We start from the raw sequence: 25744 nt of genomic DNA on the forward strand, positions 1-25744 counted from the left end.
GGCTGGGCGTGCTGGGGCGCCACGCTCAGGGCGATGCGCTCGGCCAGGTCGCGCTTGCCCAGGCTGCGTGCGGCCACCCGCCAGTCCTGCATGCGCGCGGACAGGACATCTTCGTCCACCACCGCGTCGGCCAGCAGCTCGGCCAATTGCCGTGGTCGGCTGCCGGCGCGCAGCTTTTCGCGCTGGGCATGGCCCTCCGGTGTCAGCTGCCAGCCCCAGTGATGAGTGTCGGGCAGCGGTTCGCCGTGCCGCAGCGGGCCGGGCAGGGCAGTGCTCAGCACCTCGCCCAGGGGGGCGTGGGTATAGCGGGCCAGCCATTGCAGGCTTTGCCACAGCTCGCCCTGCAGCAGCGGTGACGTGTCACACCAGGCCAGCGCCTGGCGCAGGCCCTGGCTGTCCTCGGCCTGCCCGTGGCCGGCCACTACGCCGATCAGTTCGCGGTTGCCGAACGGCACCTTCAGCCGGCAGCCGACCGCCACCGTCGGCCCCTCGCCCTGCGGCGGCAGGTAATCGAACAGGCGCGGCAGGGGGACGGGCAGGGCGACCCGCAGGGTCGGGACGGGGCCGGAATCGGGGGCGAGCATCGGGTCAGTGTAACGGCCACTGCGAGGGCGCATGGCAGAGGCAAATGCGACTGGCATGCCCCTCGGCGAATCATAAATGTCACCTAAATATCGGTGTCTATTGGAGATTCAGTCTTATCCACATCTTCTGTGGATAAGTCTGTGCGTTAGCGGCTCGTGGCGCCGTATGAGGCCGATGGCGACGGCCTCACGCTTGGGTTGGTCAAAAAATAGCCACACTTTAAATTACATTCAAATCAATAACTTAAGTGTGAAACATTGCTGAAACAGGGTGAATTCAGCCATTCATCGAGGAATGGCCCGGTTCCCGCGTGATGCTGTGCACAACCTGCAGCATGAAGTGTCTGGAATCGCAAGCCTGCCGGGCAGCGATGGGCTGCCGCTATCATGCCGGCAGACCTTTGGAGTGACCGATGACGGCTGTGCCCGCCCCTGTTTCCTCGACCGCGGCCGGCGCGCTGTCGGCTTTTCTGCGTGGCGTCGAACGCCGTGCCCTGGTCGTGGCCGAACTGCAGTGCGGTGACCCCGCCCGTGCCGAACAGACGCTGGTGGCGGTGATGCGCGCCTTCGCCGCCGTCGCCAGTGACCTGCCGATGGCGCAGTGGCCCGGCCGCTTCTGGACCCTGCTGGGCCAGCGCCAGGCGCTGCGTGAGCCGACCACCGGCCAGTGGCCGCCGTCGCTGGCCGCGCTGGGCGACATGGCACCCCTGCCGCGGCTGGCGCTGCTGCTGCGGGTGGGCGGCAGCCTGGACGAGGGCATCGCCACCCGCGTTCTGGATGTCGACGAGGAGGGGTATCAACGCCTGTTGGCCACCGCCTGCCCACGCGATGCCGATGGCCAGCCCGATGCCGCCGCATGGCGGACCCTGGCCGAACAGGTGCAGCTGCGTATCCGCGACCTGCCGGCCAAGCGTCTGCAGCAGCTGCAGCAACCGTCCGCGCCAGCGGCCAACAACCAGGCGCCTGCTTCCAGTTGGCGTGCGCCGCCGCGCGACGAACGCGCGCCTGCCAATGGCAAGCGCCGCCGCCCCAATGCCAAGCCGCGCTGGCGTGGCCCGGTGATCCTGTTGATCACCGTGGCGGTGTTGCTGCTGGCTGCGTTGGGCTGGCGCCATTGGCAGGGCCGCGCGTTGACTGCCGATGGCCCCTTGCCCGAGGGCGTGGTGGGTGAGGCCGGGCCGGTCACCGTCGAGGCGCTGCCCGCCAGCGATGTCCGCCCCACTGCGGGCAGCGATGCGCAGGCCAGCGAAGATGCCGCCATGCTGGCCGACCGCGATTACCCGCTGCTGGCCGAGGCCGACATGCATGCCTGGAGTGCTGCCGGGGGCCCGCTGCCGGTGGACGAGTCACAACCCAAGCCGACCCGCCCGGAACCGGTCGGCGCAGCGCTGGAAACCTCTGCTGCCGATGAATAAGCTCCTTTTCGCCGGCCTGCTGCTGGCCTTGCCGCTGTCGCTGGCCGCTGCGCCGCAATCGTTGAACGTGCCGCTGCCCGCACCTTCGGCAACACCGTCGGCAGTCGCGCCCACCGCAGCGGCGGCATTCGCGCAACTCGATCCTGCCCAGCAACGCCAGCGTCGCAGCGACTACGCCGCGTGGCGGGCCCTGCCAGAGGGTGAGCGCGAACGCATCCGTCAGGCGGCCAGCCGCTTCGCCGCGCTGCCGGCCGATCAGCAGCAGCGCCTGCGCACGCAGTTCCTGGCACAGGACCAGGCCTTCCGCGAAGGCTGGCGGCTGGGCCCGCAACTGGGCGCCGAGTTCCCCAAGCTGCACGGCCTGTTCGGTTTCGTGCCGCCGCAACAGCGCGACGCGGTCCTCGCTGTGCTGCGCCAGCTGAGCCCTGCGCAGTTGGCACAGTTGGCCCTGGTCGCGCAGCGCACGCCGCCGCAGGAACGCGACAGCGTACGCAGCGCATTCCTCACCGTCCCCGCCGCCGAACGCGACACCTGGCTCAAGCGCCAGGCCGGGCAGTAAGCAAAAAGAGGACGGAGGGAATCAAGTCATTTCTGGCCCGACTGTGCCGGATACGACTTGATTCCCTCCGTCCCCTTTATGGGGCAGTCATGGGAATGACCGTCCAGCGCGCGTAAGATGACCGGCCGCAACCCGGTGCCTGTGCCCTTCGCGCGCAACCGTAGTTCGCGTCAAGCACCTTATGTCTACTGCAACCTCCACGCCGCGCTTCAGCAAGGAAGTCGGCGCCACCGGTCTGCTTGCCCTGCCGCTTGTGCTCGGGCACGTCTCCACCGGTCTGATCTCCTTCGTCGACAACGTGATTGCCGGCCACCATGCGACATCCACCCTGGCCGCGGTGACCATCGGTACTGCGCTGCTGTGGCTGCCGATGCTGATCCCGATCGGTACGCTGATCTCACTCACCGCCTCGGTGTCGCAGCTGCATGGCGCCGGCCGTGAGCGCGAGATCGGCCCGCTGTTCCGGCAGGCGTTGTGGCTGGCGCTGGGCCTGGGCCTGATCATGTTCACCTTCCTCACCGTGGTGCCGCCGCTGCTGCCGGCCTTCGGCATCGCCCCGGATATCGTGCCCGGCGCAACGGCGTTCCTGCATGCGGTGCGCTGGGGTGGCCCGGCGCTGACCCTGTACTTCTGCATGCGCTATCTCAGTGAAGGCATGCATTGGACGCTGCCGACCATGCTGCTCGGTTTTGGCGGCCTGCTGGTGCTGGCGCCGATGGGCTACGTGCTGGCCAACGGCAAGCTGGGCTTCCCGGAAATGGGCGCCGAAGGCCTGGGCATCGCCTCGGCGGTGATGATGTGGCTGCAGGCGATCGCCTTCGGTACCTACCTGTGGTTCACCAAGCGCTTTGCCCACCTGCAGCTGTTCTCGCACTTCGAGGGTCCGCGCTGGTCAGCGATCTGGGACCTGCTGCGCACCGGCCTGCCGATCGGCATCACCGTGTTGATGGAAGGTGGCCTGTTCATCGTCACCGCCTTGTTGATCGGTCGCCTGGGCGCCAATGAAGCGGCCGCACACCAGATCGCGATCAACGTGGCGCAGCTGTGCTTCATGATCCCGATGGGCGTGGCCGAGGCGACCACCGTGCGGGTCGGCCATGCGGTTGGCCGTGGCGATGGCTTCGGCGTGCGCCGTGCGGCGTGGGCCGGTTACGCGATCATCATGGGAACGCAGACGCTGTCGGCGGCGGCGCTGCTGTTCGGCCACGACGCCATCGTCGGTGTCTACACCAACGACCTGGCCGTGGCCGGTCTGGCCTCGACCCTGCTGCTGTATGCGGCCACCTTCCAGTTCCCCGATGGCATCCAGGTGCTGTCGGCCGGCGCGCTGCGCGGACTGAAGGACACCCGCGTGCCGATGTTCATCGCCATGTTCGCCTATTGGGGCCTGGGCATGCCGCTGGGCGCCGGGCTCGGCCTCGGCCTGGGCATGGGCCCGCAGGGCATGTGGATCGGCCTGATCGTCGGCCTGACCGCCGCGGCGATCCTGATGGGCTGGCGCCTGAACCGCAGCAGCAAACGCCTGGGCCAGTCCACGCTGGCCTGATATGCGCCGGTCATGGGTAACCGTGACCGGCGATCCCCTGACTTGTGTCCGATGCTGCCTCACGCGGCACCGGCTATGCTGTTACCACGGCAAGAAGCCATCCGGAGCGCTCCATGAACCAACCCGTGCCCCCGCTGCCCCCGGCGCGTCGCAACCCTGTCGCCAGTTTCTTCATCGGGCTGTGGGACGTGATGAATTTCACCCGCCGGTTGATCCTCAACCTGGTGTTCTTCGGCCTGCTGCTGCTGGTGCTGGTGATGTTCATCGTCGCCGCCGGCATGGGCGCTGGCGCCAGCAAGGCGCTACAGGACCGCACCACCCTGGTGATCGCGCCGGAAGGCCGCCTGGTCGAGCAGTACAGTGCCGATCCGGTCAGCCGCGCGCTGGCCAAGGCCGTCGGTGACAACGGTGCCGAGGAAGTGCAGCTGCGCGACCTGATCCGGGTGATCGAGAACGCGCGCGATGACAAGAAGATCGAGCGCGTGGTGCTGGAACTGGACAAGCTGCAGCCGTCCGGTTTCGCCTCGCTGCGCGAAGTGTCCGCTGCGCTGCAGGAACTGCGCGCTTCGGGCAAGCAGCTGGTCGCCTTCAGCGAGAGCATGGGGCAGTCGCAGTACCTGCTGGCCGCACAGGCCGACGAGGTCTACCTGGACCCGATGGGGTCGGTGGTGCTGGAAGGCCTGGGCCGCTACCGCCAGTACTTTCGCACCGGCCTGCAGGACAAGCTGGGCGTGGACGTGCACCTGTTCAAGGTGGGCGAGTACAAGTCGGCCGCCGAGCCGTACGTGCTCGACGCGGCGTCGCCGGCTTCCAAGGAAGCCGATCTGTTCTGGATGAACGATGTGTGGCAGCGCTACCTCGGCGATATCGCCAAGGCCCGCCGCCTGGATCCGGCGCAGCTGGCGGCCGGCATCGATACCCTGCCTGAAGGTGTGGCTGCCGCTGGCGGCGACCTGGCCAAGTTCGCCCTGCAGCAGAAGCTGGTGACCGCGCTGAAGACCCGCGAGGAATTCGAGGATCTGATGATCGAACGCGGTGTGGCTGACGAAGACGCCGACGGTGGTTTCCGCAACATCGATTTCGGCAGCTATATGGCCCAGCTCGATGCGCGCCGCAACCCGGTTGATTCGCGTCCGCAGGTCGCGGTCATCGTGGCTTCCGGTGAAATCAGCGGCGGCGATCTGCCGGCTGGCCGCATCGGTGGTGAATCGACCTCGGCGCTGCTGCGTGCGGCGCGCGACGATGACGACGTCAAGGCCGTGGTGCTGCGCGTGGATTCTCCGGGCGGCGAAGTCTACGCCTCCGAGCAGATCCGTCGCGAAGTGGTGGCCCTGCAGGCCGCCGGCAAGCCGGTGGTGGTGTCCATGGGTGACCTCGCTGCGTCCGGTGGTTACTGGATCAGCATGAACGCCGATCGCATCTATGCCGATCCGTCGACCATCACCGGTTCGATCGGCATCTTCGGCATGATTCCGAACTTCAGCCGTGCGCTGGACAAGTTCGGCGTGCACACCGATGGCGTCGGCACCACCCGTTTCGCCGGTGCCTTCGATGTCACCCGGCCGATGGACCCGGCCGTGGGCCAGGTCATCCAGTCGGTGATCAACAAGGGCTATGCCGATTTCACCGGCCGTGTCGCCGAGGCCCGCAAGAAGCCGGTCGAGGCGATCGACGAAGTGGCTCGCGGGCGTGTCTGGAGCGGTGCGCAGGCCAAGGAGCGCGGTCTGGTCGATGCCTTCGGTGGCCTGAAGGACGCCGTGGCTGACGCTGCCGGTCGGGCCAAGCTGGGTGCGACCGACAAGTACCGTGTGCGTTACATCGAGAAGGCGGCGACGCCGTTCGCGCAGTTCGTCAGCGGCTTCGCCGGCAGCCACGCCGGCGCCTGGATGCTGGCCGATTCCGGCGTGGGCCGGATGATGCTGGCGCGCACGATGCCGGAAATCGATACGCAGCTGCGCTTCGTCGAGAACGCGGCCCGCGAGAAGGGCAACGGTGCACCGGTGAAGTCGCTGGCGTATTGCTTCTGCGGGTTCTGATTCCCGATCAGCGATGTCCACGCATGGCGTGGACCTACTGAACACACAACGCCCGGCCTTGGCCGGGCGTTGTTGCATGCGGGGATCTACTGCGCGTCGGCTTCTGCCTTGCGCTCGCGTTCGGCCGCCTCGTCCATGGTCTTCTGCACGCCTTTGGCGCGGTCCAGGGGTTGATTGACTGCCTTGGCCAATGCCTGCGGTTCCGGCGGTCGTTCCGGATTCGGCGGTGCAGGGCGCTGGCAGCCGGCCAGCACGGCGGCCGACAGCAGGACGGGAATCAGGACGCGCATGGCAGCTCTCCACGAGGGATGTGGGGCCAGTGTCGCATCACGGACGGGGGACGGTCGTGAGCGCGTATCCTTGCCGGATCGAAACACAGTGGGCGCGGCCCCGGAGGACATATGACCCAGCAACGGTGGCGCCTGGATGGGCAGACGGCCCTGATCACCGGTGCCAGCGCCGGTATCGGCCTGGCGATCGCGCATGAACTGGCCGGTTTCGGCGCCGATCTGATGATCGTCGGCCGCGACCTGGACATGCTGGAGAGCGCCCGCGACGAACTGCTGGATGTGTATCCGCAGCACCAGATCCACGCATTGGCTGCCGATGTGTCCGACGACGAAGACCGCCGGCAGATCCTGGACTGGGTCGAGGACCACGCCGATGGCCTGCACATCCTGGTCAACAACGCAGGTGGCAACATCACCAAGCCTGCCACCGAGTACTCCGAAGACGAGTGGCGCGGCATTTTCGAGACCAATCTGTTCTCGGCGTTCGAACTGTCGCGCTACGCGCATCCGTTGCTCGCGCGCCACGCGTCATCGGCCATCGTCAACGTCGGCAGCGTGTCCGGCCTGACCCATGTGCGCAGTGGCGTGGTCTATGGCATGACCAAGGCGGCGATGCACCAGATGACCCGCAACCTCGCGGTGGAGTGGGCCGAGGACGGTATCCGGGTCAATGCAGTGGCGCCGTGGTACATCCGCACCCGTCGCACCTCCGGCCCGCTGTCCGATACCGACTACTACGAAGAAGTGATCGGACGCACGCCGATGCGGCGCATCGGTGAGCCGGAAGAAGTGGCCTCGGCGGTGGGCTTCCTGTGCCTGCCGGCGTCGAGCTATGTCACCGGCGAATGCATCGCGGTGGATGGCGGCTTCCTGCGCTACGGCTTCTGATCGCGGCTGTTCACTGCGGCACCGGGCAATTGCTGGCTTCCAGTACGGCCTGCAGGCGCTCGCGTTCGCTGCGCGCCGTCTGCTGATTCTCCGGTGCGGCGAACCGCTCGCGACCCCGTGCATCGCGGAAGCGCTGTTGCCAGCTGCCGCAGCGCTGCGCTTCGGCAACTTCGGTGCAGCGGTCGCGGACCACTTCGCAGCTGGCCGCGTTGACCGGTGTCGCCCCGCCCAGGCCTTGTACGTTCAATAGTTCGCAATGACCCGGTGCGGCTTCGTACTCATGCAGGTACGAGCTTCCCTCGCTGCTGAGGCATTGATAGATCGCCGGCAGCGGTGGCTTTGGCGGTGCGTTGTCATCCACGGCCGTGGCGTCGCCCGAACGCGGCAGCATCGCGCTGTCGAGTATGACGTCGCCGCCTTCGTGCTCGACCATGCGTGCTTCCATGATCGTTCGGCCCTCACGTGGTTGCGTTGCTGCAGGCCCGGCGGCGGCATCTACGGACGGCACCGCTGCAGGCGGCGGAGTGGGGCCGTTCTGCACCGGCGCGACCGGTGTTGTCGGCGAAGGCGCAGGGACACGCTGGATCTGCTGGCGGGTACCAGCGGGGCAGGGGGTGCGCTGCAGCGTGGGCACATCGCTGCTGCCCATGCAGCGGTAGATCACCATGTCGTCGGCCAACGCGTTGCCGGGTAACAGGCCCATGGCCAGCCAGATCAGTCTTCTCATGCGAGCAGCCTACAGCGGCGGCCCATACCCCGGTAGCTGCCAACCTTGGTTGGCACTGCTGTCTGCCAGCGCCCACCAAGGTGGGCCTCTACCAAAGCGCGCGGCTTGGTAGTTGCCAACCTTGGTTGGCACCGCTGTCTGCCAGCGCCCACCAAGGTGGGCCTCTACCAAAGCGCGCGGCTTGGTAGTTGCCAACCTTGGTTGGCACTGCTGTCTGCCAGCACCCACCAAGGTGGGCCTCTACCAAAGCGCGCGGCTTGGTAGTTGCCAACCTTGGTTGGCACCGCTGTCTGCCAGCGCCCACCAAGGTGGGCGTCCACCAGAGCGCGCGGCTTGGTAGTTGCCAACCTTGGTTGGCAGCGCTGTCTGCCAGCGCCCACCAAGGTGGGCCTCTACCAGAGCGGGCGGCTTGGTAGGTGCCAACCTTGGTTGGCACTGCTGTCTGCCAGCGCCCACCAAGGTGGGCCTCTACCAAAGCGCGCGGCTTGGTAGTTGCCAACCTTGGTTGGCACTGCTGTCTGCCAGCGCCCACCAAGGTGGGCCTCTACCAAAGCGCGCGGCTTGGTAGTTGCCAACCTTGGTTGGCACTACTGTCTGCCAGCGCCCACCAAGGTGGGCGTCTACCAGAGCGGGCGGCTTGGTAGTTGCCACCCCTGGTTGGCAGCGCTGTCTGCCAGCGCCCACCCAGGTGGGCGTCTACCAGAGCGCGCGGCTTGGTAGTTGCCAACCTTGGTTGGCACCGCTGTCTGCCAGCGCCCACCCAGGTGGGCGTCTACCAGAGCTGGGGCTCAGCCGCCGCAGTCCTGCGCCAGCCGTGCATCGATGCCGCGCTGCTCGTTGCTGATCGCGGTGCGCTCGCTCTGCAGTGCGCTGTTGTAGCGCCGGTCCAGTTCCCAGCGACGGTCACGCAGGCGTGCGCACACTTCCTGCGGGGGTAGCGCGTGGCAGGTATCGCGAACCAGGATGTTGCCGGCAGGCACGTTGACACCGACGCCCACCGACGGCGGACGATAGACCGGCGGTCCTCCACCGAGGGAGGCACCGATGGTGCTGCCGCTACCGGCCGGGCGCGGCCCTGGATGCGGTCCGGGTCGCCCGCCGCCAGGATGACCATGCGGATACCAGACCGTGGTCCACAGTGGCACCCAGCGCGGATTCCCGTCGTTGTTGTCGCTGGTGTAGCGATCGCCGTCTTCACTCACGCATTCGTACATCGGCTGTGGCGGCTGGATGTAGACATGGCGCACCTCGCGCTCGCGCATCGGTGGTGCTTGCGCCGGTGAGGGCACTGCGGCGTCGGTGCTGACCACCCGCGGCGGCGGGTCGCGTGGGCGTTGCAGGTCGCGCACTTCCTGGCGGCCGGCCGTGCAGGGCTTGTCCTGCAGGGCGACGGCGCCATTGCTGCCGACGCAGCGGTAGACCCGCACGTCGTCAGCGGCAAGTGCCGGCAACGGCAGCAGCAGGGCCAGGCACAGGACAGGGCGCAGCAGGGTCATGGGCGCAGCGTGCGCGATCGGCAACGCCGGCGCAATCAACCTGTCAGGAGCGCAGTACGTTGCCACTGAGCGCGTCGCGGATCGGCGTGGGTTGGGCCAGGCCACCGGTCTGCCCATCGAGGATGCCGTCGAGCAGGCGCAGCAGGCGCGGGTCCAGCTCTTCGCGGCTGCGCGCGGGGGGCTCGCCTGCGAGGTTGGCGCTGGTGGAGACCAGGGGGCCACCCCAGGCCTGGCACAGTGCTGCGACCAGCGGGTGGGCGCTGATCCGTACCGCGATGCCGCTGTGTTCGCCAGTGATCCAGCCGGGGGCGCGTGCACCGGCGGGCAGGATCCAGGTGTTGGCGCCGGGCCAGCTGGCAAGCACCGCGCGCTGGCGTGCATCAGGCAGCGCCTGCAGGCGCACCCAGCCCTGCAGCTGCGACAGTTCCGCAGCCACCAGGATCATGCCTTTCTCGATCGGGCGCTGCTTCAGCCGCAGCAGCAGGTGCACCGCTGCCTCATGCGATGGGTCGCACCCCAGGCCCCAGACTGCTTCGGTCGGGTAGGCGATCACCCCGCCACTGCGAAGCGTGGCGACTGCGGTGTCCAGCGTGAGTTCTTTCATGGCGGCGACCGGGCCCGGCGTGGGCCTTCATTATCCCCCCGCTGCGTGCACAACGGGTGGAGCAGCGGGTGCGGACCGTTGGTCCGCACACCTTGGCCTCTCATCCACGCATGGCGTGGAACTACTTGGCGGCCTTCTTGACGGCCTTCTTTGCTGGTGCCTTCTTGGCCACGGCCTTCTTCGCAGGTGCCTTCTTCGCAGCCGCCTTCTTCGCCGGCGCCTTCTTGGCAGCGGCCTTCTTCGGCGCGGCGTCCTTCTTCACTGCCGCTTTCTTGGCCGGGGCCTTCTTCGCGGCAGCCTTCTTGGCGCCGAAGCCCTTGCGCACCGGCTTGCCGGTTTCTTCCATCAACTGCTGCACTTCGGCCAGGGTCAGCGATGCCGGCTCACGATCCTTGGGGATCTTGCCGTTCATCTTGCCGTCGCTGATGTACGGGCCGAAACGACCGTTCAGCACCTGGATGTCGCTGCCCTCGAACTCCTTGATGATCCGGTTGCGCGCGATTTCTTCCTTCTCTTCGATCAGGAACACGGCGCGGGCCAGGTCGATGGTGTACGGGTCGTCTTCCTTCTTCAGCGAGGCGTAGGTGCTGCCACGCTTGGCGAACGGGCCGAAGCGGCCGATGCCGACGCTGACGTCCTCGCCCTTGTCCTCACCCAGCGCGCGCGGCATCAGGAACAGCTCCAGCGCGTCTTCCAGGGAAATGGTGTGCATCGACTGGCCCGGCCGCAGCGAAGCGAACTTGGGCTTGTCCTCGGCATCCTCGGCCGTGCTGCCGATGGCTGCGTAAGGCCCGAACCGGCCCAGGCGCACGCTGACCGGCTTGCCGGTCTTCGGGTCGGTACCGAGCTCGCGCGCGCCACTGGCCTCGGCACGGTCGACCGATTCCTTCTTGTCTTCGACCAGTTCCTTGAACGGGCCCCAGAAGCGCGACATCAGCGGAATCCACTCTTCCTCGCCGCGCGAGACGGCATCGAGCTCGTCTTCCAGCTTGGCGGTGAAGTCGTAGTCGACGTACTGGGTGAAGTGGCTGGACAGGAACTTGGATACCGCACGGCCGACATCGGACGGGCGGAAGCTGCGGCCTTCCATTTCCACGTACTTGCGGAACAGCAGGGTCTGGATGATCGAGGCGTAAGTCGAAGGACGGCCGATGCCGTACTCTTCCAGCGCCTTCACCAGCGCCGCTTCGGTGAAGCGCGGCGGCGGCTGGGTGAAATGCTGGTCGGCCACGATGCGTTCCAGCGGCACGCGGTCGCCGGGCTTCATCGCCGGCAGCTTGCGGCCTTCGTCGTCATCCTCTGCGCTCTTGCTGTCCTTGCCTTCCTCGTACACGGCCAGGAAGCCGGGCACGACCACCGTGGTGCCGCTGGCGCGGAACACGTGTTCGCTGCCGGCCGACAGATCCACGCTGACGGTGTTGAGCGTGGCCGGAATCATCTGGCAGGCCACCGCACGCTTCCAGATCAGCTCGTACAGCTTGCGCTCGTCGTCGGTCAGGAACCGCGCGACCTGGGCCGGGGTGCGCAGTGCCGAGGTCGGACGCACCGCTTCGTGCGCTTCCTGCGCGTTCTTGGACTTGGTCTGGTAGGTGTTGGGCTGGTCGGGCAGCGAGGCGATGCCGTAGTCACGGGCGATCACGTCGCGGATTTCGGCCAGCGCGTCCTGCGACAGGTTCACCGAGTCGGTACGCATGTACGAGATCAGGCCGACCGTGCCTTCGTCGCCGCCGATGTCCACGCCTTCGTACAGCTTCTGCGCGACCTGCATGGTCTTGCGGGTGGTGAAACCCAGCTTGCGCGAGGCTTCCTGCTGCAGCGTGGAAGTGGTGAACGGCGGCGCGGGGCGACGCTTGCGCTCCTTGCTGGCCACGTCGGTGACATGCAGGGCGCCCTGTGCGGCCTGCTGGATGCGCAGGCGGGCAGCCTCGGCGGTGTCGCCGTCGGTGACGGTGAACTGCTCGAACTTCTGCCCGTCCAGCTTGATCAGCTTGGCATTGAAGTGCTGCGAGGGGTGCGCGCACTCGGCGGCGATCGACCAGTACTCGCGGGCGATGAAGGCTTCGATCTCTTCCTCGCGCTCGACGATCATGCGCAGCGCCGGGCTCTGCACGCGGCCGGCGGACAGGCCGCGCTGGACCTTGCGCCACAGCACCGGCGACAGGTTGAAGCCGACCAGGTAGTCCAGCGCGCGGCGCGCCTGCTGGGCATCGACCAGGTCGCTGGCGATCTCGCGCGGCTGGCTGATGGCTTCCTTGATCGCGCGCGGGGTGATCTCGGTGAACACCACGCGCTGCATCGGCTTGTCCTTGACCAGCCCACGCTCTTTCAGGATCTCGGCGATATGCCAGCTGATCGCTTCACCCTCGCGATCCGGGTCGGTCGCCAGCAGGATGTCGTCGGCGCCCTTTGCGGCCTTGGCGATCGCATCGACATGCTTTTCGTTCTTCTCGATCACGTCGTAATGCATGGCAAACCCGTTGTCCGGGTCAACCGCGCCTTCCTTCGGGATCAGGTCACGCACGTGCCCATACGAGGCCAGGACCGTGTAGTCCTTGCCGAGGTATTTGTTGATCGTCTTGGCTTTGGCCGGCGATTCAACGATGAGCAGGTGCTTGGGCATGGCAGCAGGGTCTGTGGGTAAGCCGCGGGGAAGGGCCGCTAGGGTGGAGCAAACGGCCGCATTAGTGAAGCGGCCACGGGCAAATCAATAAACTGAACGCCCGGGACTGTGCCGGGCGTTCAGGTTTCACCTTATTAGAGGAATCACGCCCGGCCTGCCATTGTCAAGCAGGGCGGCGTGAGGATGGCCGTCTGCGACGGCGCATTGGCCCTCGATTCCCGATCAGGAGGCCATGTTGGCGATGACGCCGACGGCGAGGATGATCGCGGCGAAACCGGCCAGCACCAGCAGGCCGCCCAGCACCAGGATCACGATGGTCACCGTGCCCAGCTCGCGGCGCTGCAGCTGCGGCTGGTCGGTGTAGGCCCAGCGGTCGACCACCACGGTGTCGCAGATCAGGTCATGCAGGCCCTGCTTGCGCTCGGTGAAGGCAGCCATCAGGTAGCCGATGCACAGGGTCAGGCCGCTGAGGATGGTGGCGAAGTAGCGGCCGATGCTGCGGCCCAAGGTCAGCCGATCGCCGTTGCCGCGCACGACCTTGATGCCGATGGCCATCTTGCCGAGGGTGGCGCCGCCACGGGAGGCATGGAACCAGCCGTAGTAGGCGGCGGCGATGAACAGGCCAGCAAGACCACTGATCAGCTGGGTAACCACTTCCACCGCTGTTTCGCCGCTGCCGGTGGCCCCCATGCCGGCGCCGAGCACGAAGCCCAGCACACCACCGACCACACCGCTGGGAATCAGCAGGACGAAGTAGTCGATCAGGTAGGCGGCAAAGCGCTTCCAGAAGCCGGCGTAGACCACTTCGCCGCCCTGCACCGGCTGCGAATAGTCACCGCCGCCCGCGCCGGGCGCGGTGTACGGGGAGCTGCTGAGCGCACCGGTGCCCGGCAGGGGCGCGGTGCCGTTGTCGATCGCGGCGTAGTCGTTGCGCAGGTCGAAGCCACCGGTGGCGGTGGAGGTGCTGGCTTCGGCCAGGGTCTGCAGGCCCAGTTCGTCCACCATCTGCCGCAGCGGTGCCCACTGTCCCATGCCTTCGCGCCAGACCAGGGTGTCCAGGTTCAACTGGCCGCGCTGGAAACGCTGGCGGATCTCGGTGACCTCCAGCGGTCCCTGGCGTTGCTGTCCTTCGGCGTAGTACCACTCAGTCATTGCATGTCCCCTGTTGGGTCGTCCTTGGTGGGTGTGCCCGATGCGCGGCTCAGCCGTGGCATTGCGTGGGCAGATACTTGTCGTCGCTTTCGCCGCTGCATTCCCAGCGCCCGCTGTCTCGGTCGTATTCGAGCCACAGCAGGTCGCCATCCTGGCTCTTGCCCGGAACCGCCAGCGTCGCTTCGATACCGCAGTGGCCATTGTTGAAGCGGCCGATATGCACGGCCGACAGGCCCTGGCCTGCGAATTCGTCCGCCGCCGGGAAGCCGGCGTCGTTGGCGCCCGGGCAACGTCCCTGGTCATCGGCGAAATGCTGGACCTTGTCCTTCAGCGGCTGCAGCACCGTGATCGCGCCGGCAACCTTGGCCTTGATGGTGTAGTCGTTGTAGGCAGGCAGGGCGATGGCCGCCAGGATGGCCAGGATCGGCACCACCACCAGCAGGGCAACGCCGCCGATGATGGCGGTCAACGCGCAACCGGACAGGCCCTTCTTCGCGACCGGTGCAGCGTCCATCGGTGTGGTCGCGTAGGGCGAGGCAGGTGGCAGGGTCGGTGGCAGAGGAGCGGCAGGCGGCGGTGCCACAGTGGCAGTGGCGGCTGCATCGACAGCGGGCACGATCAGGCCCAGTTCGTCGACCACGTTGCGCAACGGCTGCCATTGCGGCAAGCCGTCGCGCCATACCAGGGTGTCCAGGGTGATCTGGTTGCTACGGAACAGCTCGATCAACTGTTCCGAGGGCAACGGGCCTTGCTGGCGGTTGCCTTCGGCATGGAACCACTCACTCACGGGGGACGCTCCTGAATGCGCACGGCCCCCAAGTGTACGGTCAGTGCAGGGGTTCTGGCTCGTCCACGAACATCTGCGTTTCCATCCAGGCGTAGGCCGCTTCGGCGCCGGGCTGGTTGAACAGCACCATCAGCACCACCCATTTCAGGTCGTCCAGGTCCAGTTCGTCCTGGTCCAGGGCCATTGCCCGGTCCAGCACCAGCTCGCGCTGGCCGGCATCAAGGATGCCGTGCTGTTCCAGGTACAGCAGGAAACCACGGCATTCCACATCGAGCTTGTCCAGCTCCGGGCCGTGATAGATGCGCACCGGGCCATCGACCCGCGCCTGGGCCGCGCTTGGGCGCTGCGCTGCCAGGGCATCGAGCCATTCGAATGCCTTGTTGATCTCAGTGGGGCTGAAACCGGCCTGGATCAGGCCATTCTGCAGTGAGTCGCGGTCACGGATCAGGTCCGCATCTTCGCTGAAATAGTGTTCAAACAGGTACAACAGTACATCCAGGATGCTCTCTTTCATTGCCCCTCGGCCTGCGTCGCGCGACGCTGTGGAGGTGAAGAAACTAGGGACGTCGACAGTAGCGGCCGTGTACGCACACCACGATCCCCGCAAGTTCCATGGCCAGCAGCATGGAGGACACCTCCGACGCCGTCAATCCACACTGCGTGATCAGTGAATCCATACTGATTGGGTCGTGCCCCACCGCCTGCCACAAGCGCTGGTAGTCAGCGTCGTTCGCCCAGCATGCCGGCAGGTCCGCCGGCGCTGCCTGTTCAGTGGGGGTGGCAAGCCGGGTTTGCAAGCCCGGAAGCTGGTGGCGCAATGCCGGGGCCAGCAGTTCCAGCACTTCCTCGGGGCGTTCGACCAAGGCAACCCCTTCACGGATGAGCCGGTGGCAGCCGGCTGCGCGCGGATTGAGCACCGAGCCGGGTATCGCACAGACCTCACGGCCCGCTTCGGCCGCCAGCCGGGCGGTGATCAGGGCGCCCGAGCGTTGCGCGGCCTCGACCACCACCGTGGCCAGGGCCAGCCCGGCCACCAGCCGGTTGCGTGCGGGGAAGTGGCCCGGCCGTGCGGGCGTGCCTGGCAGGTACTCGCTGAGCACTACACCTTCGGCGGCGATTCTTGCCTGCAGGCGGGTGTGGCTGGTGGGATAGGCGCGGTCCGGGCCGGTGCCTATCACCGCGAGCGTGCAGCCACCTGCGTCCAACGCCGCCTGGTGGGCGGCGGCATCGATACCTGCCGCCAATCCACTGGTCACGGCCAGCCCGGCCTCGACGAAGCAGGTGGCAAACCGGGCGGCGAGGGCACGCCCGGCGGGAGTGGGTGAACGGCTGCCGACCAGGGCTACTGCAGGACGCCAGGCGATGGCCGGATCCCCGGCAACGAACAGCGCCAGCGGCGGATTGGGTGCATCGAGCAGCAGGGGCGGGAAGGCCGGATCGTTGCAGGCCAGCAGGTGATGATCAGGCTCCTGCAGCCAACGCTGCGAAAGTGCGAGGGCGCGGGTGTCGGGACGCTCCAGCGCAGCGCATTGTTCCGGCGTGCAGCCGTGGGCCCGCCAGCCTGCAACGCCCAGTGCCAACGCTGCATCCGCGTTGCCGGTGGTCTGCAACAGCGCGCGCCTGGGTGCCAGGGAGCCGCCGGCGATCAACAGGCGCAGCAGCGCCTCATGTCCATGCTCAGTCATCCCCCGACTATCGGCCCCACACGACGAAGGCGCCCTAGGGCGCCTTCGCGTATTGCTGTCAGGGTATCCCGGAGGTTGCCGGCCTATGTGGCCGGCGCCATCTGCCGAGGCCGGGCGGGGCCCGGCGCCGGATCATTCCGCGTCCGGATGCAGCGCGCTGTAGCCCACACGCACCGGCTTCACGCCCTGCATCACCAACGCATAGCTGACGTTGTCGAAGGTGCGGAAGACCATGGCATGCGCGGCGTACTCATCCGGCAGGCTGACCCGGCCGGCACCCGTGCTGTTCGAGTCGTCCATCCGCGAGGACCCCGGGAACTTCATCCGGTGCGCCACGTGGCTGCCGTGGCGCCACAGCGAGAACACAGTGCCGTTGTCCACGCCCTGGGCGCGGCCAGCCGAAATCGCGATCACATCGCGCGGGCCGCCGGTAGTGAACATGTCGGTGACTGCCAGCACGCGCACGTCCACGCCTTCCACGCCGGCGGCGGGCACATGCGGGAAGAACTGCAGGTCGTACGGCGTGGCTTCGACCGGGACCAGACGGTCGCCGGCACGCACTTCACGGCCGCCGCTGGTGTTGTCCAGCGCCAGGGTCGAGGCTTCGGTCTTGCCGCCGGCCACCTGGGTGATGGTGCCGGTGCCAACCTGCGCCAGCTCGTAACCCAGTACGCCGCGGCGGTGGTTGGGAGCGCTGTAGGCCTTCCAGAGATTGCCGCTGCCCGGGGTGACGTCGCCGTTGGCGGTCAGGTCCTCGGTGGGCTTGGGCTGGGCGTAGCGCACGGTCGGGCGGACCACGGCCCAGCGCTGCCCGACCTGGGCGTCGGCCAGGCGTACATAGGCGGTCTGCCCACCGGTGGCGCGCAGGCGGTTGTCTTCCAGGCCGACCACATAGGGCAGCTGTTCGATGCTGCCGACCACGCTGAGCTGCTTCAGGAACGGCTCGACCTGGGCCAGCGGCACGCCGGTCACCGGAGCTTCCTGGCGCGGGCCGGGCTGGGCCGTCACACGGTCCAGGTAGGCCAGGCTGAGGACGTCACCGGGATAGATCAGGTGTGGATTGGCGACCTGCGGATTGGCCTGCCAGATCTCCGGCCACAGCCAGGGTTTCTGCAGGAAACGTCCTGCGATGTCCCACAGGGTGTCCCCTTTGCGGACCACATAGGTGTCCGGGTGCCCGCCATTCACTTCCACGGCGGTAGCATAGGCAGCCACGGTCAGCATCGCCGCGGCGACGACCGTACGAAAACGAAGCAACATAGGTGTGAAGCCCTGATTCCCCAACAGGTCCGCGCACTATAGTCCAGAAACCGGGGCGCAAGGCAAGCGTTGGAGCTAGAATCTGCGACGTATGCCGGCGTAACCCGGCCCCAACCCCGGAAACTGCCATGGCTTTACTCCCCATCCTTGAGTTCCCCGATCCGCGCCTGCGTACCAAGGCTGCGTTGATCGATGCCGCCGAAGTGACCACGCCGGCGTTCCAGGAGCTGCTCGACAACATGTTCGAGACCATGTACGACGCCCCCGGCATCGGCCTGGCTGCCAGCCAGGTGGACGTGCACCAGCGCTTCATGGTCATCGACGTGAGCGAAGAAAAGAACGAGCCGCGCGTGTTCATCAACCCGGAAATCGTCGCCAAGGACGGGGGCCAGGTGTACCAGGAAGGTTGCCTGTCGGTGCCGGGCATCTTCGCTGACGTGACCCGTGCCGACACCATCACCGTCAAGTTCCTGGACCGCCAGGGGCAGCCGCAGGAACTGACCACCGATGGCCTGCTGGCGGTCTGCGTGCAGCACGAGATGGACCATCTGGACGGCAAGCTGTTCATCGATTACCTGTCGCCGCTGAAGCGCGAGATGGTCCGCAAGAAGCTGGCCAAGCAGCGCAAGCACGTGGCGTGATCGCTGCTTCGGGCCGCCCGTCCGGGTGGCCCGCGCCTGCGCGTGACGCGCGGGCTGCATGGCGCCGGCCGACGGCGCCGTTTTTTTTCCTGCACGATTTCATCCTGCAAGTGGGGTTGCCATGAGGATTGTCTTTGCCGGTACGCCGGAATTCGCGGTGTCGTCGCTGCGCGCGGCCGCGCGTCATCACGAGGTGGTGGCTGTCTATACGCAGCCTGATCGCCCGGCCGGTCGCGGCCGTGGGCTGGCGCCTTCGCCGGTCAAGCTGGAAGCGGTCGCCCGCGGCATCCCCGTGTACCAGCCGGAAACGCTGAAGGACGAGGCGGCCCAGCAGCAGCTGCGTGACCTGCAGCCGGACCTGATGGTGGTGGTGGCCTACGGCCTGATCCTGCCCAAGGCAGTGCTGACCATCCCGACCCACGGTTGCTGGAACGTGCATGGTTCGCTGCTGCCGCGCTGGCGCGGCGCCGCACCGATCCAGCGTGCCATCCAGGCCGGTGACGAGAAGACCGGCATCTGCCTGATGCAGATGGAAGCAGGCCTGGATACGGGCCCGGTGCTGCTGCACCAGGAGCTGCCGATCGCCGCCACCGATACCGGTGGCCAGCTGCATGACAAGCTGGCCGAGCTCGGCGCGCAGGTGCTGTCCGATGGACTGGGCCTGCTGCGCGCTGGTATCAAGCCGATCGCACGGCCGCAGCCCGAGCAGGGCGTGACCTACGCGCACAAGCTGGACAAGGCAGAGGCAAAACTGGACTGGGCGCAGGACGCCGAAGCGCTGGCGCGTACGGTGCGTGCGTTCAATCCGTGGCCGATTGCCGAGGCACTGTTGGCCGGTGAGCGCGTGCGCATCCACGGCGCGGTGGCGCTGGATGCGGCGCATGGCCAAGCGCCGGGCACGGTGCTGGCCGCTGGCCGCGAGGGCATCGACATCGCCTGCGGACAGGGCGCGCTGCGCCTGCGCGTGCTGCAGCGGGAAGGCGGCAAGGCGATCACCGCCGCCGACTACCTCAATGCCCGCCGTGACCTGCGCGTGGGGGTTTGACGGGTGAGCAAGGCAAACGATTTTTCCATCGCCAAGGCGGCGCCGGGCGCGGCCACCCGCATGCTGGCGGCGCGCGTGCTGGCGCAGGTGTTCACCCGCGGTCGTTCGCTCAAGGCGGAGCTGGCCTGGGCGCTGCCCAAACTGGCTGACACCCGCGATCGCGCCCTGCTTGAAGCGCTGTGCTTTGCAGTGCTGCGCCGTCGCAGCACCTATGACGCCGCCCTGCAGGGATGGATGCAGAAGCCGCTGTCCGCACGCGATGCCGACCTGCGCACGCTGCTGATGGTGGGCTTCGCCCAGCTGGATGTGCTGGAGCTGCCGGCCCATGCGGCGCTGTCGGCCACGGTCGATGCTGCACGCGCACTTGGCCGTGAACGCCAGGCGGGCCTGGTCAACGCGATCCTGCGCCGGGCCCAGCGCGAGGGTTTCCCCGAACAACCGGCACGCGACGCATTTCCGGTGTGGCTGGCCGAGGCCGTCGAACGCGACTGGCCGGCACAGGCCGAGGCGATCTTCGCTGCCAGCCTGCGGCCGGCGCCGCTGTGGCTGCGTGCCAACCGCCAGCAGGGCGGGCGCGACAAGATGATGGTGGCTCTGGCCGAAGCCGGCATTGCCGCTGAAGCCAGCCCGCTGAGCGCCGATGCGCTGCGACTGGCCGCGCCGGTTCCGGTGAACCAGTTGCCCGGCTTTGGCGAGGGCCTGCTGTCGGTGCAGGATCTGTCGGCACAATGTGCCGCCGACGCGCTGGCGCCGCCGACCGGCAGCCGTGTGCTCGACGCGTGTGCCGCGCCGGGTGGCAAGGCCGCGCACCTGCTTGAGCGCGACCCCAGCCTGCGATTGCTGGCGCTGGATATCGACGCCCGTCGCCTGGCGCGCGCCAAGGATACGTTCGCCCGCACCGGTGTGGGCGAAGGCGCCGAGGTCCTGGTGGCCGATGCCAGTGATCCGGGGGCATGGTGGGACGGCGTTCCGTTCGACGCGATCCTGCTGGATGCACCGTGCTCGGCCACCGGCGTCATCCGTCGGCAGCCGGACGTGATGTTCCATCGCCGTGCGGAGGACATCGATGCGCTGGTCGGCATCCAGGCCCGGTTGCTGGAGGCCTGCTGGTCGATGCTGCGCCCCGGCGGTGTGCTGCTGTATGCCACCTGCTCGATCCTGCGCGCGGAGAACGTCGATCAGGTAAAGGGCTTCCTGAAGTGGCACGCGGATGCGGAAGCGGTCGCGCTGGATGACGCATTTGGTCTGGACTGTGACGGTATCGCGCGCCAGCGCCTGCCCGGTGAAAACGATGCTGACGGATTTTTCTACGCGCGTCTGCTAAAAAAGGGCTGACCCAACCGCTGTCCGAGCCCCCATGCTGAAAACCCGTGCGTCACGCCAGACGTGGCTGTTCGTTGTGATGGCCCTGCTGGTGTTGGGTGCCGGCCTGGGACTACGCGATCCCTGGCCCTCGGACGAACCGCGCTTCGCCCTGGTCGCCAAGCAGATGGTGGACAGCGGCGACTGGCTGTTCCCGCACCGTGGGCTGGAGCTGTACTCGGACAAGCCGCCGATGCTGATGTGGTGGCAGGCCACGCTGTATAGCGTGGTCGGCAACTGGCGTGTGGCGTTCCTGCTGCCCTCGTTGATCGCAGCACTCGGCACGCTGTGGTGCGTGGTCGATCTGGGCCGGCGCCTGTGGACACGCCAGGTTGGCCTGTACGCCGGTTGGGCGCTGCTGTTCGCCCTGCAGTTCACCTTCCAGGCGAAGAAGGCGCAGATCGACCCGCTGGTGGTGTTGTTCATCACCCTGGCCAACTACGGTCTGCTGCGCCACCTGCTGCTGGGGCCCGCCTGGCGCTGGTGGTGGCTGGGCTGGTTCTTTGCCGGCATCGGGGTGATCACCAAGGGCGTGGGCGTGATCGCGCTGCTGATGATCGTGCCGGCGGTGATCGGTTCGGCGCTGCACTGGCCGCGGGTGCGGCTGCATGCACGCGACCTGCGCTTCTGGCTGGCGCCCTTGGCGTTCGTGCTGGCCATCGCGCTGTGGCTGGTGCCGATGGTGATGACCGCGCTGGCGACCCGCTCCGGCGAGTACCTGGCGTACATGGACGACATCCTGTTCCGACAGACCGCCAAGCGCTATGCGCAATCGTGGGACCACCACCAGCCCTGGTGGTACTTCCTGGGCACCATGCCATCGATGTGGATTCCCGCGTTCCTGGCGCTGCCGTGGGCGATCCCCGCCTGGCGGCGCCGGCTGCAGCGCCGGGACGCGCGCTATCTGCTGCTGCTGGGCTGGTGGGCGCTGATCGTGCTGTTCTTCTCGATCCCCAATGGCAAGCGCGACGTCTACATCCTGCCGGCGCTGCCGATGTTCTGCCTGGCACTGGCGCCGCTGCTGCCGGGGCTGCTGCGCCGGCGCGACGTGCAGTGGCTGCTGGGCGCGTTCACCCTGCTGCTGTCGCTGGGCACGCTGGCCGCCGGGCTGGCTGCCCTGCTGGGCAAGCCCGGCTTCGAAATGCGGCTGATGCAGACGCGGGGCATCGGCAATGGCGAGATGAACGCCCTGGCCTGGGCGGCGATGGCGATGGGCGGCTGGGGTGTGGCCAGCCTGCTGTTGTTCGGGTGCGGCCGCCGGCAGCTGGCACTGGTCTCGACCCTGACAGCTGTCTGGGTGCTGTACAGCCTGATCGGCTATCCGCTGCTGAATGATTCAAGTTCCGCTCGCGGCCTGATGCGGCACACCGGTCAGCGTATCGGTGCCGATGCCGAGCTGGGACTGGTGGCCTGGAAAGAGCAGAATCTGTTGATGGCCGACCGGCCGGCGGCAACCTTCGGTTTCAACGAGCCTTGGGATGAACAGCTGGCCATGGCCGTGGAATGGCAGCAGTTGGCGCCCCGGCGCCGCTGGTTGCTGGTGCACGAAGACGCGCTGCTGCCGTGCATCGACCGCAGCCGTGCCGAACTGGCGGGAATCGCCAACCGCCGCCGCTGGTGGCTGGTGCCGGCTGTTGCGGTGCAGGGCCGGTGCGTGGCCAGCGCCGACGAGCGCGAACGCGAACGGCGATTGCAGCGTGAGGAGTAACCACTCCGGCCTGTGCTTGTCCAGACTGCCCAAGCGGCGTCAAAGGCAGTAAAACGTCAACGTGGGATCGGCCGTGCCGGCGATTCCGTTCATTCCGCAGGATCGCAGCGAAACTTTTCGACGTGGCAGTTTCACAGCACAACCTGGAATCCACGGCCGGCGATCTGCTGGGCCCACCTGTTGGTGGTCGCCCGCGCGCTGCGCACTGGTTGGCGCAGATCGGCCTGTTCTGTATGCCGGCGCTGGTGCTGACCATCCCGATCAACCTGCTGCCGTATGGCCTGGTGTTGCTGGTCACGACGCTGATGGCGCCGGAACTGCTGTGGCGTGCGCGGCACATGGATGCCCAGCCGATCAGGGTGCTGACCTGGCTGACGCTGGCGGTGCTGGCCCTGGGCGTGCTCTCGATGGTGGTGTTCGAGCACGGCCTGCGCAATGTCGACAACCGCTCGCGATTCCTGGTGATCCCGTGGATCGCGGTATGGGTCTGCGCGTTGCGGCCGGACATGCGCTGGTTGTGGCGTGGTGCGTTCGCCGGCCTGCTGGGTACCTTCGCGCTGGCGCTGTTGCAGGTACTGGGAGGCGCGCCGCGCGCGGAACTGTCCACCAACGCGATCGTGCTCGCCGACATCGTGGTGATGCTGATGGTGCTGCTGGTGTTCTGCCGGCCCTCGCGACGCTGGTCGCTGGTGATCGTCGGCACCGCCGCCGGTTGCGGAACCATCATCCTCACTGGCAGCCGTGGCGTGTTTGCAGCGCTGCTGGCGTTGCTGGTGGTGCTGGCCCTCAGCCTGCGCTGGCGCACCGGCGTGGCGCGCCTGTCGGTGCTTGCCGGCATGCTGGCCATCGCTGCGACCCTGCTGCTGTCGGTACCCGAACTGCGCCACCAGGTGCGCCTGACCGAACTGCACAGTGATGTGCAGCGCATGGAGCAGGGCGACAGCGACTCATCGGCAGGTGCCCGGGTCGAGCGCCTGCAGGTGGCATGGGATACCTTCCTCGATCACCCGCTGATCGGGGTGGGCGTGGGCCACTTCGACAACGCCATGCAGCGGGTTCCGATCTGTCGCGAGGATCCGCAGGAACAGCGCTGTCATCTGGGCCATGCCCACAACGATGTCGCCGAATGGGCGGCAACCCAGGGCGTGCCCGGCCTGCTGCTGCTGCTGGCCGTGTATGGCGTGCCCCTGTGGGTGTTCGTGCGCCTGCACCGGCGCAGCGGGCACACCACCTTCCGTGGCCCGGCTGCCGCCGGCGTGATGGTGGTGGTGTCCTACATCCTGTGCGGACTGACCCAGTCGATGTTCGCGCACCAGATGACCGCCAGCTTCTACGTCACCATCGTCGGCCTGCTGACCGGCCTGTCGATCGTGGAAGGTGCGCGGCACCGGGCAAAGAACGCCCGGTAACTTCAGCGACGCTCGGCTCCACCCTCAGGGGTTGGGCGGGTCGGACACGGCCTGGCCGTTGCCCAGCATCCACAGCATGATGGTCTTCTGCCGCACGTAGTTGGCGCGCACATAGGCATACACCAGGCCATGCCAGCCGTCGCGGAAGCCGCCTCGGAACAGGAAGCCGCGCCAGAACCGCCAGGCCGGGGCCAGCACCAGCTTGCCGAGGGTGGCCCGCTTGCCGCGCGCGAACTCGTGCTCGGCCATCATCCGCGCGTACTTCTCGGTCTTGGCCAGCTGCTGCTGCAGCGAGCGGTAAGGGAAGTGGATGAGGTCCCCGCGCAGGGTGCCGACGCTGCCATCGACGCTGGCTGCTTCATGGATCTCGCGCTTGCCGCGCCAGCCGCCCTGGCGGCGGTCGAACAGGCGCAGCACCCGGTCCGGATAGGCATTACCGTGGCGGAGGAACCTGCCGAAGTACTCCGACAGGCGCGCGAAGCGGTAACCCGCATGACCTGCAAAACCGCCGTCGCGGGCCTGCTCGATGGCCGTGCGCAGTTCCGGGCTGACGCGCTCGTCGGCGTCCAGGCACAGTACCCAGTCGTTGCGGGCCTGCTCGACGCAGAACGCTTTCTGGCTGCGGAAACCATCGAACGGGCGCTGCAGCACGCGGGCGCCGGCAGCCTCGGCGATGGCTACCGTGGCGTCGGTGGACAGGGAGTCCACCACCACGATCTCGTCGCAGAAGGCCAGCGAGGCCAGGCAGTCGCCGATGCGCCCGGCCTCGTTGAACGCGATAATGCAGGCCGAGATGCGAGGCCGTTCGATGGGAGCGGTCGTGGAGGACATGATGGCCGGGTACCTGTTGTTTGCGACGGAGCGCTATGCGCTGCCTATTCTCGCCCCGTTGGTGCAGGCCTTGCACGCTTCCGGCCAGGAAGTGGCGGCCTGGTTCGAAGGTGGTGCGGCTGACAGCCAGCTGCCTGGCGTGCCCAACATCGGCCTGAAGCAGGCCCTGGCGATGCGTCCGCGGGCGGTGTTCAGCGCGGCCAACTGGGTGCCGACCTTCCTGTCGGGGGCCAAGGTGCAGCTGTTCCACGGTTTCAACGTGGAAAAGCGCGACAGTGCGCGTGGCCACTTCCGGGTGCGCGGCATGTTCGACCTTTACTGCACGCAGGGCCCTGCCACCACCGCGCCGTTCCGCGAGATCGCGGCATTGCAGGGCCATTTTGCCGTGGCCGAAACCGGCTGGCCGAAGCTGGATCCGCTGTTCCTCGACGACGGTGGCGACAGTGCCGCGCTGCGAAGTGCGGCCGGTGGCCGCCCAGTGATCCTGTTCGGTTCAACTTTCACCGAGCGCTTGAGTGCGGCCCCGCACCTGCATGCGCAGATCGCGGCCGACATCGCCGCCGGGCAGCACTATTGGCTGCTGACCCTGCACCCGAAGTGCCCGCCGGAACTGTTCGAACGCTACCGCGCGCTGGCCGGCGCCAATGCGCGGTTCATCGAACCGGAACAGGTGATGGCCGCCCAGCGCGCCGCCGACGTGCTGGTATCTGACACCTCATCGATCGTTTCTGAGTTCATCGTCCAGCACAAGCCGGTGGTGACCTTCCGCAACCGCGTGCCGAAGCCGCACATGATCGATTTCGACGATCCGCAGCAGCTGCCCTCGATGCTGGCGCGCGCGCTGCATCCGGATGCGGCGTTGCAGGCGGAGATCGTGCGCTACGCCGATGCCATCCACCCTTACCGCGATGGCCTGTCCAGCGAGCGGGTGATCGCCGCCACCGAGGATTTCCTGTCCGGCGAGATGGGCGCGCTGCGTCGCAAGCCGTTTGGCAGCTGGGTACGTGACCTGCAGATCCGCAAGGACCTGGGCTACTGGGGGCCATCGCAGCGGTGACGTAGGTCCTGTAGAGCCGAGCATGGGCTCGGCTCTACGGTA

Annotated in this window: 22 protein-coding genes and 1 pseudogene; 11 read left to right on the plus strand and 12 right to left on the minus strand. The window is 67.4% G+C overall.

All coding sequences use genetic code 11. The annotated features are described in order from the left end of the window. Positions 1-584: pseudogene (locus GIW57_RS19535) on the minus strand (primosomal protein N'); the annotation flags it as partial. Positions 585-997: 413 nt separating this feature from the next. On the opposite strand from GIW57_RS19535, the gene GIW57_RS19540 reads away from it, so the two are divergent. The 4 genes from GIW57_RS19540 to sppA all read left to right on the plus strand — a co-directional run bounded on the left by GIW57_RS19540 (position 998) and on the right by sppA (position 6140). Then, positions 998-1999, plus strand: a complete 1002-nt coding sequence (locus GIW57_RS19540) for a hypothetical protein (RefSeq protein ID WP_100462252.1) — start codon at positions 998-1000, stop codon at positions 1997-1999. Beyond that, entirely contained in the window at positions 1992-2558 is a 567-nt protein-coding gene (locus GIW57_RS19545) for a DUF3106 domain-containing protein (protein ID WP_100462253.1), read from the plus strand. The genes GIW57_RS19540 and GIW57_RS19545 overlap by 8 nt, the downstream gene beginning before the upstream one ends. Positions 2559-2739: 181 nt before the next feature. Further along, positions 2740-4104 carry an MATE family efflux transporter gene (locus tag GIW57_RS19550; RefSeq protein ID WP_089237194.1) on the plus strand — a complete coding sequence of 455 codons (1365 nt, stop codon included), beginning with the start codon at positions 2740-2742 and terminating at the stop codon, positions 4102-4104. 113 nt (positions 4105-4217) lie between these two features. Next, complete coding sequence (gene sppA / locus GIW57_RS19555) at positions 4218-6140, plus strand: signal peptide peptidase SppA (protein WP_100462254.1); 1923 nt, start codon at positions 4218-4220, stop codon at positions 6138-6140. An 86-nt stretch (positions 6141-6226) separates the two neighbouring features. Here sppA and GIW57_RS19560 read toward each other — a convergent pair whose 3' ends face one another. Further along, a complete protein-coding gene (locus tag GIW57_RS19560) occupies positions 6227-6430 on the minus strand; it encodes a hypothetical protein (RefSeq protein ID WP_100462255.1) in 204 nt (67 codons plus the stop codon). A gap of 111 nt (positions 6431-6541) precedes the next feature. Here GIW57_RS19560 and GIW57_RS19565 point away from each other — a divergent pair, with 111 nt between their 5' ends. Beyond that, entirely contained in the window at positions 6542-7318 is a 777-nt protein-coding gene (locus GIW57_RS19565; protein WP_100462256.1) for an SDR family oxidoreductase, read from the plus strand. A 10-nt stretch (positions 7319-7328) separates the two neighbouring features. Here the strand turns inward: GIW57_RS19565 and GIW57_RS19570 are convergent, their stop codons facing one another. From GIW57_RS19570 to GIW57_RS19610, 9 genes are all read right to left on the minus strand, one after another. Next, entirely contained in the window at positions 7329-8045 is a 717-nt protein-coding gene (locus GIW57_RS19570) for a hypothetical protein (protein ID WP_236512412.1), read from the minus strand. 788 nt (positions 8046-8833) lie between these two features. Further along, positions 8834-9541, minus strand: coding sequence for a hypothetical protein (locus GIW57_RS19575; protein WP_100462258.1), 708 nt, complete (start codon positions 9539-9541; stop codon positions 8834-8836). Positions 9542-9584: 43 nt separating this feature from the next. Further along, on the minus strand, positions 9585-10145 hold the full coding sequence (locus GIW57_RS19580) for a Sua5/YciO/YrdC/YwlC family protein (RefSeq protein ID WP_100462259.1): 561 nt from the start codon (positions 10143-10145) through the stop codon (positions 9585-9587). Between the two features lie 121 nt (positions 10146-10266). Next, positions 10267-12765: a DNA topoisomerase I gene (locus tag GIW57_RS19585; protein WP_236512413.1), complete on the minus strand. Its 2499-nt coding sequence runs from the start codon at positions 12763-12765 to the stop codon at positions 10267-10269. 222 nt (positions 12766-12987) lie between these two features. Further along, positions 12988-13917 (minus strand): RDD family protein, encoded by a 930-nt coding sequence (locus GIW57_RS19590; RefSeq protein WP_100462261.1) that lies wholly within the window; start codon positions 13915-13917, stop codon positions 12988-12990. A gap of 49 nt (positions 13918-13966) precedes the next feature. After that, positions 13967-14704, minus strand: a complete 738-nt coding sequence (locus tag GIW57_RS23820) for a GYF domain-containing protein (protein WP_100462262.1) — start codon at positions 14702-14704, stop codon at positions 13967-13969. A gap of 40 nt (positions 14705-14744) precedes the next feature. After that, positions 14745-15218, minus strand: a complete 474-nt coding sequence (locus GIW57_RS19600) for a DUF494 family protein (protein WP_025879062.1) — start codon at positions 15216-15218, stop codon at positions 14745-14747. Positions 15219-15261: 43 nt separating this feature from the next. Further along, entirely contained in the window at positions 15262-16389 is a 1128-nt protein-coding gene (gene dprA / locus GIW57_RS19605; protein ID WP_236512414.1) for a DNA-processing protein DprA, read from the minus strand. Positions 16390-16521: 132 nt separating this feature from the next. Further along, positions 16522-17649 carry a LysM peptidoglycan-binding domain-containing protein gene (locus tag GIW57_RS19610; RefSeq protein WP_236512415.1) on the minus strand — a complete coding sequence of 376 codons (1128 nt, stop codon included), beginning with the start codon at positions 17647-17649 and terminating at the stop codon, positions 16522-16524. A gap of 128 nt (positions 17650-17777) precedes the next feature. Between GIW57_RS19610 and def the strand changes: the two genes are divergently transcribed. The 5 genes from def to GIW57_RS19635 all read left to right on the plus strand — a co-directional run bounded on the left by def (position 17778) and on the right by GIW57_RS19635 (position 23814). Beyond that, positions 17778-18290, plus strand: a complete 513-nt coding sequence (def, locus tag GIW57_RS19615) for a peptide deformylase (protein WP_025879059.1) — start codon at positions 17778-17780, stop codon at positions 18288-18290. Positions 18291-18411: 121 nt separating this feature from the next. Beyond that, positions 18412-19335: a methionyl-tRNA formyltransferase gene (gene fmt, locus GIW57_RS19620; protein ID WP_100462265.1), complete on the plus strand. Its 924-nt coding sequence runs from the start codon at positions 18412-18414 to the stop codon at positions 19333-19335. A gap of 3 nt (positions 19336-19338) precedes the next feature. Then, positions 19339-20670: a 16S rRNA (cytosine(967)-C(5))-methyltransferase RsmB gene (rsmB, locus tag GIW57_RS19625; protein WP_236512416.1), complete on the plus strand. Its 1332-nt coding sequence runs from the start codon at positions 19339-19341 to the stop codon at positions 20668-20670. Positions 20671-20692: 22 nt separating this feature from the next. After that, on the plus strand, positions 20693-22405 hold the full coding sequence (locus GIW57_RS19630; protein ID WP_236512417.1) for a glycosyltransferase family 39 protein: 1713 nt from the start codon (positions 20693-20695) through the stop codon (positions 22403-22405). A 233-nt stretch (positions 22406-22638) separates the two neighbouring features. Then, the gene (locus tag GIW57_RS19635) at positions 22639-23814 is read left to right on the plus strand and encodes an O-antigen ligase (protein WP_229979390.1); all 1176 of its coding nucleotides are present in this window, start codon (positions 22639-22641) and stop codon (positions 23812-23814) included. Between the two features lie 24 nt (positions 23815-23838). Here the strand turns inward: GIW57_RS19635 and GIW57_RS19640 are convergent, their stop codons facing one another. After that, complete coding sequence (locus tag GIW57_RS19640; protein ID WP_236512418.1) at positions 23839-24645, minus strand: glycosyltransferase family 2 protein; 807 nt, start codon at positions 24643-24645, stop codon at positions 23839-23841. Between GIW57_RS19640 and GIW57_RS19645 the strand changes: the two genes are divergently transcribed. Then, entirely contained in the window at positions 24644-25702 is a 1059-nt protein-coding gene (locus GIW57_RS19645; protein WP_236512419.1) for a CDP-glycerol glycerophosphotransferase family protein, read from the plus strand. The genes GIW57_RS19640 and GIW57_RS19645 overlap by 2 nt on opposite strands. Positions 25703-25744: the final 42 nt, after the last annotated feature.

Origin of the sequence: Stenotrophomonas sp. PA-6-5C (genome assembly GCF_021605635.1) — a bacterium.
Taxonomy (GTDB): Bacteria; Pseudomonadota; Gammaproteobacteria; order Xanthomonadales; family Xanthomonadaceae; genus Stenotrophomonas; species Stenotrophomonas lactitubi.